Consider the following 14,448-nt stretch of genomic DNA (forward strand, 5'->3'; position numbering starts at 1 on the left):
AAGCTAGCGTTGTTCCACAACACGAGATCGGGAAACGACGATGAACACAGCGCAGCAGCTCAAGACGACTTTCGAGATCGACAGACAGGTGGAGTTCACCTCCAAACTGACGGCTGCGCATGCGCGAATTGAAAAGGCGTTTCTTGAAGGCGGAGCGGTTCTGGTGTCCGTCATGGACATTCTGGCCAATCTGACGGGCATTTTGGACGGAATGACCGGCACGATCGACGGTCAGACAGCCCAAACAACGCTCGATGGTTTGGGCAAAACCATCGATGATCTCGCGCAATTGCCGAAGACGGAAAAAACACGCCAGGCGGCATTCAATTCCTTGGCAGAAATGTGCTCCTCCACAGGCGGGCATATTGACGATATCCATGAGACAATCCGCTATCTCAAGACCTTCGTGATCACGGTCAAGATCACCGGTGCTGGGCTCGCCGAATTTGCGGGCTTCGCCGATGAAATTCGCGAACGCATCCAGTCGGGTGCAGACGAAGTCAGCCGTTTTGCCAAGAACCTCGAAGCGATGCGGTCCCAGCTCATCAAGGCCCGTTCTTATTCATCGGGCACGCTTGCGGATTTCGAATCGACCATTCCGCAAATTATCGCAGGACTGAACGAAAACTCAGCGCGTATTTCCACGCAGCAGCAGGAGATGTCTGACATCGCCGCGCAGGTGAAAAAGATCGCCAGTACCATTCAGGGCAAGATCGGCTCGGTGCTTTCTTCCCTACAGATCGGCGATATTACCCGCCAGCGCATCGAACATATCCAGCGCATGTTGGAGATGCTGGATGATTTCGCGTCTTCCGACGAAGGAAAGCAGCTTGATGCCGGTGAATATGCCGTTTTGAAAGAAGCGGTTCTGCAGATGGCTGGCGCGCAGATGAACGAGACAGCGGCCGCTTTCCATCGCGATTGCACCAAGATATTCAAAAGCATTTCGAGCTTTGCCGATGATGCGGCGCGCATCCTGTCTCTGCGCGATGAACTGGTCGACAAGACCCGCAATGGCGACAAGGACACGCTGGCCCTGATGGAGCAGGGTATCGTTGAAGCCTGTAATCTGGTTACCCGTGTGCAGGAGAGCAGCGCCGGTGCCGACAATGTCGTTCTGTCCGTGACCAACAGCGCGCAGGAATTGTCACGCGGCATTGAAATTTTGCGATCCATCAAGATCGATATTCACTACATGGCGCTTAACTCCAATCTGCGCTGCTCTAAGCTTGGCGATGCCGGCCGCTCTGTCAATGTTGTCAGCGGTGAAATGCGAGTGTTCGCGGGCAAGCTGGAGACGCCAGCCGACGCCATCGTCGAAGAACTCCAGCGTGTCGAAGGCGCCACGAGCCAGCTGGCACAACAGGGCCGAGGCCTTTCGGCTGATCTGGCTCTGCCGCTGAACGAAAGTCTCCACGCAATCCGCCGCGCCAAGACACAGATGGATGCGGGTTTGCAGGCCCTTGCCGACGAAGGTCAGGCCGTTTTCAGCCGCATCAGTTCAGCCGTTGTGACGCTCGACTTCGAAAGCGAGCTGGGTGCCACCTTTAACGAATGCTGCCAGATCTCCGCACAATTGTCGCAAGGCTTTGACGCAAACGTCTCTGCTTTCAGCCATAAGATAGAAACCTTCAGCTCAGCGGTCTACAAGCTCTACACAATGTCTCAGGAGCGCGACATTCACGTTCGCTTTCTGCCTGTAAGTGTTCCGTCTGCCAGAGCAAATGTCACTTCCATTGCCAGCAACGCAGCTGCAGCGGATGATGATGATCTGTTTGCGGACGCGCTTTTCTAGGAACGGCCGACCTTCAGGCCGCGACTGTTGAACGTGAGAAAGACGGGAACGAAACGGCCCGCCATCCATTTTCTGCGTGTGAATAAAAGAAAACACGGAGGAAATGACCATGATTTCTCAGGATAAAATTCGCGAGCATATGGAAGTTCGTTCCGCCGATGGAAGCCATGTCGGCACCGTCGACCATATGGAAGGAACCAGCCGCATCAAGCTGACGAAAACAGATGCCGAAGATGGCAAGCACCACCTGATCCCGCTGGAGTGGGTCGATCACGTGGATGCCCATGTCCATTTAAGCCGATCGGCCTCCGACGTGCGCAGCAACTGGGAAACACTCAACTAGAGTGCCAGCAATCGATCAAAGTCATAATGCGGCCCTTAAGGCCGCATTTTTTATGCCTTCATCAGACCCGGTGCCTCAGCGCCCGTCCGTTCGACATATTCGATGTATCCGCCGCCATATTGATGAATGCCTTCCGGGGTCAGTTCCAGAACGCGGTTCGAAAGGGCTGCGAGGAAATGGCGATCATGCGAAACGAAGAGCATGGTGCCCTCATAGTCACCCAAAGCCTTGATCAGCATTTCCTTGGTATCGAGGTCAAGGTGGTTGGTCGGTTCGTCCAGTACCAGAAAGTTCGGTGGGTCAAACAGCATGGCCGCCATCACGAGCCGCGCCTTCTCCCCACCCGAGAGAACCCGGCATTTCTTTTCGACATCATCGCCGGAAAAACCGAAGCAGCCGGAAAGCGCGCGCAGCGGTGCTTGTCCGGCCTTCGGAAAACGTTGTTCCAGCCATTGCAGGATCGTCGCATCGCCATCCAGCAGGTCCATCGAATGCTGGGCGAAATAGCCGAGCTTGACGCTGGCACCGACATTGACAATGCCCGTATCCGGTTTGGCTGTTCCGGCTATCAGTTTGAGAAGGGTCGATTTTCCAGCGCCGTTGACGCCCATGATGCACCAGCGCTCCTTGCGACGGATCATGAAATCCAGTCCTTCATAGATGGTGCGTTGGCCGTAAGCTTTATGCACCTGCTTCAGCGAGACGACATCCTCGCCTGATCGTGGTGGTGCCTGAAAATCGAAAGCCACCGTCTGCCTGCGCTTGGGCGGCTCCACGCGGTCAATCTTCTCCAGCTTCTTGACGCGGCTCTGTACCTGCGAAGCATGGGAAGCTCGCGCCTTGAAGCGCTCGATGAACTTGATTTCCTTGGCCAGCATCGCCTGCTGGCGTTCAAACTGCGCCTGCTGCTGCTTTTCGTTCTGGGCACGTTGCTGCTCGTAAAAACCGTAGTCGCCGGTATAGCTCGTTAGCGATCCCGCATCGATTTCGATGATCTTGTTGACGATGCGGTTCATGAACTCGCGGTCATGCGAGGTCATCAGGAGCGCCCCGTCATAGGTTTTCAGAAAGTTCTCGAGCCAGATAAGGCTTTCGATATCCAGATGGTTGCTCGGCTCATCGAGCAGCATCACGTCGGGCCGCATCAAAAGAATGCGGGCGAGCGCCACGCGCATTTTCCAGCCACCCGAGAGCTTGCCGACATCGCCGTCCATCATTTCCTGGCTAAAGCTCAGGCCAGCCAGAACCTCGCGGGCGCGACCTTCCAGCGAGTAGCCATCCAGCTCCTCGTAGCGCGCCTGTACCTCACCGTAACGCTCGATGATCTCGTCCATCTGGTCGAGTTGGTCTGGGTCCACCATGCGGGCTTCGAGTTCTCGCAGTTCGGTCGCCACCGCGCTGACGGGACCCGCACCTTCCATCGCTTCGGCAACCGCGCTGCGGCCCGCCATCTCGCCGACATCCTGATTGAAGTAGCCGATGGTGACGTGCTTGTCGGAGGCCACCTGGCCTTCGTCCGGCTGTTCCTGACCGGTGATCATGCGAAACAGCGTCGTCTTTCCCGCACCGTTGGGGCCAACCAGCCCGACCTTTTCACCCCGGTTAAGGGCGGCAGACGCCTCGATGAACAGAATGCGGTGGCTGGCGGATTTGCTGATGTTTTCGATGCGGATCATGAGAGGATAACCGATAAGCTGGAGGTGTGGCGTCCCTATGCCATGCCGGGCCGTAGCTGTCACCCGATGAATCGACATGGAAACCTTGTGAAATATTTTGGAATGGATATTCCATATTGCCAGTGGGATAGAACAACGAGGGATTGAACAATGAGGGAGAGATCATGAGTGTGAACGCGGCCCCCGCAACGGTCGAAGCTTTTCGCGAGCGATTGCTGGAGATCACTGACAAACTGCCGAAGCGCCTGCGTCAATGCGCCGATCACGTCGCCGCACATGCCGATCGCATCGCGGTGTCCACCGTCGCCGAACTGGCGGATGGCGCAGGTGTTCCGCCATCCGCCATGATGCGTTTCAGCCAGATCATGGGGTTCTCCGGCTTTTCCGAAATGCAGCGCCTGTTTCGCGAGCATTACACGGGCAGCTGGCCAGATTATACGACGCGTCTCAGCAATCTGCGTGACAGTGGTGAAGATGGCAGTGCGCTGCTTTTGGGAGAGTTCGTGGACGCCGGGCGGGCATCGCTCGAAAACGTGCTGAAAACGGTCGATCCGCAGGAGTTCGAAACTGCGATACAGGTGCTGTCGGGAGCAAGCACCATCCATATTATCGGCCTGCGCCGGTCCTTCGCGGTCGCCAGCTATCTGGCCTATGCGTTCGAAAAAATGGGCGTTCCGGCCATGTTGCACGCATCTGTCGGGCAACTGCACAATGAAAGTGCGATAAGATATGGCGACGTCGTGCTGGCCATCACCTTCGCGCCCTATTCAGCGGAGACGATGGACCTTGCGTCCTCAAGCCTCGCGCGCCGCGTTCCGGTGGTGGCGATAACCGATACGGCCGTGAGCCCGATGCGGAAGCTGGGCGCGACGATCCTCGCGGTCTCCGAGGTGGATTTCGGTGCCTTCCGATCGCTTTCAGCCACACTTTGCGTCGCCATAGCGCTCGCTGTCGGCGTTGGTGCACAGAGGCAAAATTGAATATTTATGTTGAAATCCAGAAAAATGGAATTTATAGTCCAAAAATAACCTGAAATGAAATGCGTGAAATGGAATGATTTTGGAGTGTCATTCCATATCCGGGTTTCGCGCTACAGCGAGGGAGGACGATCGTGAAAAAGCTCGATCTTATTACGATTGGCCGTTCGTCGGTTGATCTCTACGGCGCCCAGATCGGTGGCCGTCTGGAGGATATGTCCTCCTTCAACAAATATATCGGCGGTTCCCCAACAAACATCGCAGCTGGTGGCGCACGTCTGGGTCTCAAGACCGCCGTGATCACCCGCGTCGGCGACGAACATATGGGACGCTTCATCCGCGAAGAGCTTGTTCGTGAAGGTGTGGATGTCGGTGGTGTGAAGACCGACCCGGAGCGGCTGACTGCCCTTGTGTTGCTGGGTATTCGCGACCAATCGCAATTTCCGTTGATTTTCTATCGCGAAAACTGCGCAGATATGGCGCTGTGCGAAGAGGATATCGATCCTGCCTTCATTGCCGATGCCGCCTGCGTCTGCGTCACCGGCACACATTTATCCAACGTGAAGACGGAAGCCGCCGTATTGAAGGCGCTGCGTCTGGCGCGGGAAGGCGGCGCAAAGACAGCGCTCGACATCGACTATCGCCCCAATCTCTGGGGCGTCGCGGGCCATGGTGATGGCGAAAGCCGCTTCGTGGAATCGAAGAAGGTCACCGCCAAGCTGCAATCGACGTTGCATCTGTTCGACCTGATCGTCGGAACGGAAGAGGAGTTCCATATCGCCGGTGGTTCGACCGATACGCTGGAAGCTCTGAACGCGGTTCGGAAGGTCTCAAACGCGACACTGGTCTGCAAGCGCGGCCCGATGGGGGCAACGGTTTTTCCGGGCGATATTCCTGCCAGTCTGGATGATGGCTTGTCCGGTGAGGGTTTCCCCATCGAGGTCTTCAACGTGCTGGGTGCAGGCGACGGCTTCATGGCTGGCCTCTTCCGGGGCTGGCTGCGCGGCGAAGACTGGCCGACGACGCTCAAATATGCCAATGCCTGCGGTGCTTTCGCCGTGTCTCGGCATGGCTGCACGCCAGCTTATCCCAGCTGGGAAGAGCTGCAATATTTCTTCCGCACCGGTATCAGGAACAAGGCGCTGCGCAAGGACGAGGCGTTGGAGCAGGTGCATTGGGCGACCAACCGTAAGGGTGACTGGAGCACCATGCGCGTCTTCGCCTTCGATCATCGCATGCAACTGGAAGCCATGGCGGATGAGGCGGGTGTTGACCGCGCCAAGATCGGGGACTTCAAGGCGCTTTGCCTGAAAGCAGCCCTTCAGGTGTCCGGCGGCGAAGCTGGCTATGGCATCCTCTGTGACAGCCGACTTGGCCGTGACGCGCTTTACGAAGCAAGCGGTACCAATCTCTGGATCGGCAGGCCGGTGGAATGGCCTGGCTCTCGCCCGTTGACGCTGGAGCCTGAAATCGGTCTTGATTTCGGCGGCCTCAATGAGTGGCCAGCCAACAATGTCGTCAAAGTTCTGTGCTTCTATCACCCTAATGATTCTGAAGAGTTGCGCAAAGAACAGGAAGCGACAGTCATACGCCTGTTTCAGGCGGCGCGGCGCAACCGGCTGGAACTGCTGCTGGAGGTCATTCCCTCCAAGGTCGCCCCGGTGGATGATATGACGACTGCAAAAATCATCGACCGTTTCTATGAGATCGGCGTCTATCCCGATTGGTGGAAGCTGGAGCCGATGAAAAGCGAAGCGGCGTGGAAAAACGCGTGCGAAGCGGTCGAGCGCAATGACCCTTACGTGCGTGGCATCGTCGTGCTGGGTCTGGATGCACCGCAGGCTGAGCTCGAGACCAGTTTCAGGCTGGCGGCGGGTTTTGATCTGGTCAAGGGCTTTGCTGTCGGCCGCACGATTTTTGCGGATGCGGGGCGTGCCTTTCTGGCAGGTACGATAAGCGGCGAGGAGGCCGTGAAGCAGATGGCGGAACGTTACAGCGCTTTGTGCCGCATCTGGGATGAGGCGCGCGCCGCAAAGAACAAGGGAGAGGGAGCGTGACGACAATACGTTTGACGGCAGCGCAGGCAATGGTTCGCTATCTGGCCGCGCAGATGAACGAAGATGGCGAGACCTATATTTCCGGTGTCTGGGCGATTTTCGGCCATGGCAATGTGGCTGGCATAGGAGAGGCGCTTTATGGCATCCGCGATGAGCTACCGACCTATCGCGGCCAGAACGAACAATCCATGGCGCATGCCGCCATCGCTTACGCCAAGCAGCTCGGTCGTCGCCGCGCCATGGCGGTCACGTCCTCCATCGGCCCCGGCGCCTTGAACATGGTGACGGCGGCAGCACTTGCCCATGTCAACCGTCTGCCGGTTCTGTTGATCCCCGGAGATGTCTTCGCCAATCGTGGCCCGGACCCGGTGTTGCAGCAGATCGAGGACTTCGGTGATGGCACCGTTTCCGCCAATGATTGCTTCAAGCCCGTCAGCCGCTATTTCGACCGCATCATGCGCCCCGAACAGCTTCTCACCGCCTTGCCTCGAGCTATGCGCACCCTGACAGATCCTGCCGATTGCGGGCCGGTGACGCTGGCATTTTGTCAGGACGTGCAGGCGGAAGCCTATGACTATCCGGCAAGCTTCTTCGAGAAAAAAACCTGGCGTCATCGTCGCCCTGAGCCGGATGTCGCCGAGTTCGAAGAGGCCGTTGCGGCGTTGAAGAGGGCTAAAAATCCGGTCATCGTCGCGGGCGGCGGCGTGCATTTTTCAGGCGCGGCGGAAACGCTCAAAAATTTTGCTGAAGCGCATTCCATTCCAGTCATCGAAACGCAGGCTGGTAAATCCGCGCTGGCCTGGGATCATGATCTGAACTTCGGCCCCGTTGGCGTGACAGGTGCAGACAGCGCCAATGCCATCGCGGAAAAGGCCGATCTCGTCTTCGGTATCGGGACCCGCTTTCAGGATTTCACCACCGGCTCCTGGGCGCTGTTCAAGAACCCTGATCGCAAGTTGCTGGCGCTGAATGTCCAGCCCTATGACAGCTCCAAGCACAATGCTATCAGCCTGACGGCGGATGCGAAAGTGGGACTGGAAAAACTGTCAAACGCGTTGGGGAGCCACCGCTTTGCGGCACCTGACACTGCGTTGAAACAGCAATGGTTTGCAAAGGCCGACGCCGCCACCGCAGCACCAACCGAAGCCAATAGCCTGCCCACCGACATGCAGGTTATCGGTGCCGTGCAGCGCGCGTCGCGTGACGATACCGTCGTCATGTGTGCGGCAGGTACTATGCCGGGAGAGCTGCACCAGCTGTGGAAAGCCAAGCTACCACTCTCCTACCACATGGAATACGGCTTCTCCTGCATGGGCTACGAAATCGCCGGTGGCCTCGGCATCAAGATGGCTGAGCCGCATCGGGACGTGATCGTCATGGTGGGCGACGGTTCCTATATGATGATGAATTCGGAACTGGCAACCGCCGTTGCGATGGGTGTGAAGATCACGCTCGTCATCACGGACAACCGGGGCTACGGCTGCATCAACCGGCTGCAAATGGGCACCGGCGGTGCGGAGTTCAACAATCTTTACGCCCACAGCAACCACACCAACCCCATCGCCATCGATTTCACCGCCCACGCCGCCAGCATGGGCGCGGATGCGCACAAGGTGTCCTCGATTGCGGAACTGGAGACCGCTTTGAATGCGGCGCGGGAGTCAACGGTGACGACTGTCATCGTCATCGATACTGACCCCTATCCGACCCCCGAGGCCGGTGGCTACTGGTGGGATGTCGCGGTGCCGGAAGTTTCGCAGCGTAAAGAAGTCAACAATGCACGCGCAGCTTACGAAGCGGCGTTGAAAGAAAGACAATCATCATGATCCTTTACGGCACGAACCCCATTGCGTGGAGCAATGACGACGACCGCACGCTGGGCGCCCATATCAGCCTCGACCAATGCCTGGACGAGACATCGAAAATCGGTTTCGACGGCATCGAGAAGGGTCATAAATTCCCTCAGGAGCCAGATGCTCTGAAAGCCGTGCTGGAACCGCGCAATCTGCGTTTCGTGTCCGGCTGGCATTCGCTCAATCTGCTGACCAACGCCATCGAAGACGAGAAAGCGGCCATGCAGCCAGCGCTCGATCTGCTCAAGGCCATGGGTTCCAAGGTCATCATCGTCTGTGAAACCTCGAACGCCATTCATGGCGACGACGGCAAGCCGGTCAATGATCGTCCCAAACTTGCCGATGGCGATTGGAAGGCATTCGGCGAAGGCGTCGAGGCACTGGCGGCGTTTGCTGCCGAGCAGGGTATCGCACTCGTCTACCACCACCATATGGGCACCATCATCGAAAGCGAAGACGAGATCGACCGCTTGATGGAGCGTACCGGACCGCATACCAAGCTGCTGCTTGACACGGGCCACACGCTGTTTGGCGGTGGCAACCCGGAGCGGCTTGCGAAAAAGCACATGGGTCGGGTCGGCCATATTCACGCAAAGAACGTTCGCCCCGTGATCGCAAAACAGGTTCGCGACGACAATCTCTCCTTCCTTGAAGGCGTACGCCGAGGTGTCTTCACCGTTCCCGGCGATGCGGAGGGCGGCGTTGATTTTCTACCTGTGCTGAAGATTGCCGCCGAGCATGACTATAGCGGCTGGCTGGTGATCGAGGCCGAGCAGGACCCTGACGTGCGCAACCCGTTTGAGTATCAAAGTCTTGGCCTGACATCCCTGCGCGCTTTCGCCAAGGAAGCGGGACTGGACAAAGCCTGAAACAAGGAGATGACAGATGGCCAATCTGCTGCGCAAACCAACCGGAAAGACCGGCAAGGTTCACGATATCACGCCTGAAAGTGCCAATTGGGGTTATGTTGGTTTCGGTCTCTACCGGCTGAAACCAGGCGAGACGGCGACTGAGGAAACCGGGGATACCGAAGTCATCCTGGTTCTGGTCGAAGGGAAGGCTGACGTTTCGTCCGAAGACAAAAAATTCGGCGAACTCGGCGATCGCATGAATGTGTTCGAGCGCAAGCCGCCACACTGTGTCTACATTCCTGCCGGGTCCTCATGGTCGGTAACCGCCACAACAGATTGTACCATCGGCGTGTGCACCGCACCGGCCAAGCCGGGCAGGGAAGCGCAGATCATCGGCCCCGATGGTATTTCGCTCAGCGAACGCGGCAAGGGTGCCAACACGCGCTACATCTTCCCCATTGCCATGGAAGATCGCGATGTGGCCGACAGCCTGCTGGTCACGGAAGTCTTCACCCCCTCCGGTCACTGGTCGTCCTACCCGCCGCACAGGCATGACGAGGATAATTTCCCCGACATGACCTATCTGGAAGAAACCTACTACCATCGCCTCAACCCGGCCCAGGGCTTCGGTTTTCAGCGGGTCTTTACCGAAGATGGCTCGCTGGATGAAACCATGGCCGTTTCGGATGGCGATGTGGTGCTTGTGCCAAAAGGCCATCACCCTTGCGGCGCGCCCTATGGCTACGAGATGTATTATCTCAACGTCATGGCGGGACCGATGCGCAAGTGGCGGTTCGAAAACCATCCGGATCACGACTGGATATTCAAGCGAGATAACGGTTAACACCCAGGCGCCGATGATCAAGCGCATGACAGGAAGGTTCGGACGTATCAGGGTTCTTGAAAGACCCTCAGGCGCCTCGTATTGACCATGTGTCTTCAGGTAGGAGCAGAACAAGGCATACATCGCACCCCGCTCTTACCTGTGTAAATTTTCGGGTCAAACCCGATGATGATGGTATTGGTGTGGGCATCTGTCATGCGCCCGAAAAAAAGGGGGCAGCGAGCTGCCCCCCGGATCGTTTGTCGCAGCAGACTACTTCTGCCAGCTCTTGACCAGCTCATCATAATTGACGGTCATCGGCTTTTCTTTTTCCTCGGCGATCTTCAGCTGTGGTGCAAGGTTGCCCTTCGAGGCGGCGTCCTTGTTCCAGTATTCAAGATCGTGCTCTTCAGCCAGCTTTGGTCCGATTTCGCCCTGAACGCCTGCACGTTCCAGACGCTGCATGACCTTTTCCTGTTCGGCGCAAAGCGAATCCATGGCTTCCTGCGCGGTCTTTGCGCCCGACGAGGCGTCACCAACTGCCTGCCACCACAGCTGTGCCAACTTTGGATAGTCAGGAACATTGGTGCCGGTTGGCGACCACTGAACGCGGGCTGGCGAGCGGTAGAACTCGATCAAGCCACCGAGTTCCTTGGCGCGCTTGGTGAAGCTCTCGTGGTTGATCGACGAGTCGCGGATGAGCGTCAGGCCGACATGGCTCTTCTTCACGTCAACGGTCTTGGACGTCACGAACTGCGCGTAGAGCCATGCGGCTTTGGCGCGGTCATCAGGAGTGGACTTCATCAGTGTCCAGGAACCCACGTCCTGATAGCCAAGCTTCATGCCGTCTTTCCAGTAAACGCCGTGCGGGGAGGGGGCCATACGCCATTTCGGCGTGCCATCCTCGTTGACGACGGGCAGTCCCTTCTTGACCGCATCAGCCGTAAAGGCCGTGTACCAGAAGATTTGCTGCGCGACTTCGCCCTGCGCCGGGACCGGGCCGGATTCGGAGAAGTTCATACCCTGTGCTGCTGGAGGTGCATAGGCTTTCAACCAGTCGAGATATTTCTGGATGGCGTAGACCGAGGCTGGTCCGTTGGTGTCACCGCCACGGGCAACGCAGGAGCCGACCGGCTGCGATTTCTCGTTGACCTTGATGCCCCATTCATCGACCGGCAGGCCGTTCGGAAGGCCCTTGTCGCCGTTGCCAGCCATGGACAGCCAGGCATCGGTGAAGCGCCAGCCGAGCGACGGGTCTTTCTTGCCATAATCCATATGGCCATAGACTTTTTTGCCGTTGATTTCGCGACCTGTGAAGAATTCGGCAATGTCCTCGTAGGCAGACCAGTTGACGGGAACGCCGAGGTCATAGCCATACTTGGCCTTGAAGTCGGCCTTGTTCTTTTCGTCGTTGAACCAGTCATAGCGGAACCAGTAGAGGTTCGCGAACTGCTGGTCAGGAAGCTGGTAGAGCTTGCCGTCAGGTGCTGTCGTGAACTTGGTGCCGATGAAATCCTTCAGGTCGAGACCGGGATTTGTGACGTCCTTGCCCTCGTTGGCCATCCAGTCCGTCAGGTTGCGGGCCTGCTGGTAACGCCAGTGGGTGCCGATGAGATCGCTATCGTTGACGAAGGCGTCGTAGATGTTCTCGCCAGACTGCATCTGCGTTTGCAGCTTTTCCACCACGTCGCCTTCGCCGATGAGATCGTGCGTCAGCTTGATACCCGTGATTTCGGTAAAGGCTTTTGCCAGTACCTTGGACTCGTATTCATGCGTCGTCAGTGTTTCCGAGACGACCTTGATATCCATGCCGGCAAAAGGTTTTGCAGCATCGATGAACCATTGCATTTCCTTTTCCTGATCAGCGCGGGAAAGGCTGGAGAGATCACCGATTTCCTTGTCCAGAAAGGTCTTGGCCTCGTTCATTCCGGCATTTGCCACGCCTGATATGGCCAGAAGTGCCGCCGCCGTCGTCGTCAAAAGATGCATTCGCATAATAATCCTCCCAAGGTTTTGCGATTGCGTAGATGCATATCCGGGCGGTCCTCCCTCCCGGTATTCCCGTCAGCCAGCCTATACGAAGCGGAACACGCCAATCGCATAGACGACCGAAAGAGCCAGTGCCCACCACAGGCCGGGGCCAACGAGGCCAAGCCAACCGAGGTGGATGAATGCAGAGCCGAGCAAAGACACGAACAGCCGGTCGCCGCGCGTGGTCTCGAACCGCAATATGCCGACGCGCGGATTGCCGCCGGGCGATACATATTCCCAAATTCCCATGCCGATCAAAAGCGCCAGAATGGTCAGAAAAAACAGAGCCGTGGGGAGTGTCCACGCCATCCAGGAAAAACTCATCGATCTCTTCCTTTCTCAGACGCGGCCGAGGGCAAAGCCCTTGGCGATGTAGTTTCGGACGAAATAGATGACCAGGGCGCCGGGAATGATGGTCAGCACCCCAGCCGCTGCCAGCACGCCCCAATCCATGCCGGAGGCTGAGACCGTGCGGGTCATGGTCGCGGCAATAGGCTTGGCAGCTGTGGTCGTCAGCGTTCTGGCCAGCAGCAGTTCCACCCACGAGAACATGAAGCAGAAGAAGGCCGCGACACCGATGCCGCTGGCAATCAGGGGCATGAAGATTTTCACGAAAAAGCGCGGGAAGGAATAGCCGTCGATATAGGCGGTTTCATCGATTTCCTTGGGAACGCCCGACATGAAGCCTTCGAGGATCCACACCGCCAAGGGAACGTTGAACAGGCAGTGAGCAATCGCAACGGCGATATGCGTGTCGATCAAACCGAAGGCGGAATACAGCTGGAAGAACGGTAGGGCGAAAACGGCAGGTGGCGCCATGCGGTTGGTCAAGAGCCAGAAGAACAGGTGCTTGTCGCCAAGGAAGCGATAGCGAGAGAACGCATAGGCGGCAGGCAAGGCGGCGGCGACCGAAATGACGGTGTTCATCACCACGTAAATGATGGAGTTGATGTAGCCATTATACCATGCCGGATCTGTGAAGATGATGGTGTAGTTTCGCAATGTTGGGTTCTGCGGCCACAGCGAGAACGCACCGAGAATTTCACCGTTTTCCTTGAAGCTCATATTCACGAGCCAATAGATCGGCAGCAGCAGGAACAGGATGTAGATCGTCGGGATGAGGAAGGAGAAGCGGGCGATGGATTTTGAATTGCTCATGATGGTCTCCTTTCTCAAGCCTGTTCGTCGCTGTTGGTCATGACGGTGTAGAAGATCCACGAAAGGGCGAGGATGATCAGGAAGTAGATGATCGACATCGCCGCTGCCGGACCCAGATCGAACTGGCCAACGGCCATCTTCACGAGGTCGATGGAGAGGAATGTGGTAGAGTTACCAGGACCGCCGCCGGTCACGACGAAGGGTTCGGTGTAGATCATGAAACTGTCCATGAAGCGCAGCAAAACGGCAATCAGCAGCACGCGCTTCATCTTCGGCAACTGGATGTAGCGGAAGACCGACCAGCGCGACGCCCCATCGATACGGGCCGCCTGGTAATAGGCATCGGGTATGGAGACCAGGCCGGCATAGCACAGCAGAACCACAAGGCTCGTCCAGTGCCAGACATCCATGATGATGACGGTGGCCCATGCATCGACCGGATCCTGCGTATAATTATAGTCGATACCAAGCATGGACAGGTAATGGCCGAGAAAGCCGATGTCGACGCGCCCGAAGACCTGCCAGATGGTGCCCACGACGTTCCACGGGATGAGAAGCGGCAGCGCCATCAGCACAAGGCAGACCGGCACGCCTAGACCGGTTTTCGGCATGTTGAGCGCAATGAGAATGCCGAGCGGAATCTGGATTGCCAGAATAACGAAGGAGAAGATCAGGTTGCGCATCAGCGCATCCCAGAAGCGTGGCGAATGCAGCATCTGCACGAACCAGTCCGTTCCGGCCCAGAAGAACTGGTTGTTTCCGAACGTATCCTGAACCGAGTAGTTGACGACCGTCATCAAAGGAATGACGGCGGAAAATGCCACCAGGATCAGAACCGGGATGACCAGAAACCATGCCTTGTTGTTGAACGTCTTTTCCATGGT

At 57.3% G+C, this 14,448-nt stretch carries 12 protein-coding genes; 7 read left to right on the forward strand and 5 right to left on the reverse strand.

The annotated features are described in order from the left end of the window. Positions 1–40 precede the first annotated feature (40 nt). Entirely contained in the window at positions 41–1,795 is a 1,755-nt protein-coding gene (locus tag GGQ73_RS01245) for a chemotaxis protein (RefSeq protein ID WP_183893321.1), read from the forward strand. Between the two features lie 109 nt (positions 1,796–1,904). Further along, positions 1,905–2,138, forward strand: coding sequence for a DUF2171 domain-containing protein (locus tag GGQ73_RS01250; protein WP_174155099.1), 234 nt, complete (start codon positions 1,905–1,907; stop codon positions 2,136–2,138). A gap of 50 nt (positions 2,139–2,188) precedes the next feature. On the opposite strand, the gene GGQ73_RS01255 is transcribed toward GGQ73_RS01250, so the two are convergent. Continuing rightward, the gene (locus GGQ73_RS01255; protein ID WP_174155097.1) at positions 2,189–3,814 is read right to left on the reverse strand and encodes an ABC-F family ATP-binding cassette domain-containing protein; all 1,626 of its coding nucleotides are present in this window, start codon (positions 3,812–3,814) and stop codon (positions 2,189–2,191) included. A gap of 164 nt (positions 3,815–3,978) precedes the next feature. Between GGQ73_RS01255 and GGQ73_RS01260 the strand changes: the two genes are divergently transcribed. The 5 genes from GGQ73_RS01260 to iolB all read left to right on the forward strand — a co-directional run bounded on the left by GGQ73_RS01260 (position 3,979) and on the right by iolB (position 10,396). Further along, entirely contained in the window at positions 3,979–4,794 is an 816-nt protein-coding gene (locus tag GGQ73_RS01260; RefSeq protein WP_183893323.1) for a MurR/RpiR family transcriptional regulator, read from the forward strand. A gap of 128 nt (positions 4,795–4,922) precedes the next feature. Then, positions 4,923–6,848 (forward strand): bifunctional 5-dehydro-2-deoxygluconokinase/5-dehydro-2-deoxyphosphogluconate aldolase, encoded by a 1,926-nt coding sequence (locus tag GGQ73_RS01265; RefSeq protein ID WP_412762945.1) that lies wholly within the window; start codon positions 4,923–4,925, stop codon positions 6,846–6,848. Then, positions 6,845–8,674 carry a 3D-(3,5/4)-trihydroxycyclohexane-1,2-dione acylhydrolase (decyclizing) gene (gene iolD, locus GGQ73_RS01270; protein ID WP_183893327.1) on the forward strand — a complete coding sequence of 610 codons (1,830 nt, stop codon included), beginning with the start codon at positions 6,845–6,847 and terminating at the stop codon, positions 8,672–8,674. The genes GGQ73_RS01265 and iolD overlap by 4 nt, the downstream gene beginning before the upstream one ends. Continuing rightward, a complete protein-coding gene (iolE, locus tag GGQ73_RS01275) occupies positions 8,671–9,570 on the forward strand; it encodes a myo-inosose-2 dehydratase (protein WP_183893329.1) in 900 nt (299 codons plus the stop codon). The genes iolD and iolE overlap by 4 nt, the downstream gene beginning before the upstream one ends. 16 nt (positions 9,571–9,586) lie before the next feature. Further along, complete coding sequence (iolB, locus tag GGQ73_RS01280) at positions 9,587–10,396, forward strand: 5-deoxy-glucuronate isomerase (RefSeq protein ID WP_183893331.1); 810 nt, start codon at positions 9,587–9,589, stop codon at positions 10,394–10,396. Between the two features lie 252 nt (positions 10,397–10,648). Here the strand turns inward: iolB and GGQ73_RS01285 are convergent, their stop codons facing one another. The 4 genes from GGQ73_RS01285 to GGQ73_RS01300 all read right to left on the reverse strand — a co-directional run bounded on the left by GGQ73_RS01285 (position 10,649) and on the right by GGQ73_RS01300 (position 14,445). Then, on the reverse strand, positions 10,649–12,370 hold the full coding sequence (locus GGQ73_RS01285; RefSeq protein ID WP_183893333.1) for an ABC transporter substrate-binding protein: 1,722 nt from the start codon (positions 12,368–12,370) through the stop codon (positions 10,649–10,651). Positions 12,371–12,448: 78 nt separating this feature from the next. Beyond that, complete coding sequence (locus tag GGQ73_RS01290; protein WP_174155083.1) at positions 12,449–12,730, reverse strand: DUF2160 domain-containing protein; 282 nt, start codon at positions 12,728–12,730, stop codon at positions 12,449–12,451. A 15-nt stretch (positions 12,731–12,745) separates the two neighbouring features. Beyond that, the gene (locus GGQ73_RS01295; protein ID WP_178111639.1) at positions 12,746–13,564 is read right to left on the reverse strand and encodes a carbohydrate ABC transporter permease; all 819 of its coding nucleotides are present in this window, start codon (positions 13,562–13,564) and stop codon (positions 12,746–12,748) included. A gap of 14 nt (positions 13,565–13,578) precedes the next feature. Then, positions 13,579–14,445 (reverse strand): carbohydrate ABC transporter permease, encoded by an 867-nt coding sequence (locus tag GGQ73_RS01300; protein ID WP_077106305.1) that lies wholly within the window; start codon positions 14,443–14,445, stop codon positions 13,579–13,581. Positions 14,446–14,448 lie beyond the last annotated feature (3 nt).

The organism is Rhizobium skierniewicense (assembly GCF_014196515.1).
In the GTDB taxonomy this organism is placed as follows: domain Bacteria; phylum Pseudomonadota; class Alphaproteobacteria; order Rhizobiales; family Rhizobiaceae; genus Agrobacterium; species Agrobacterium skierniewicense.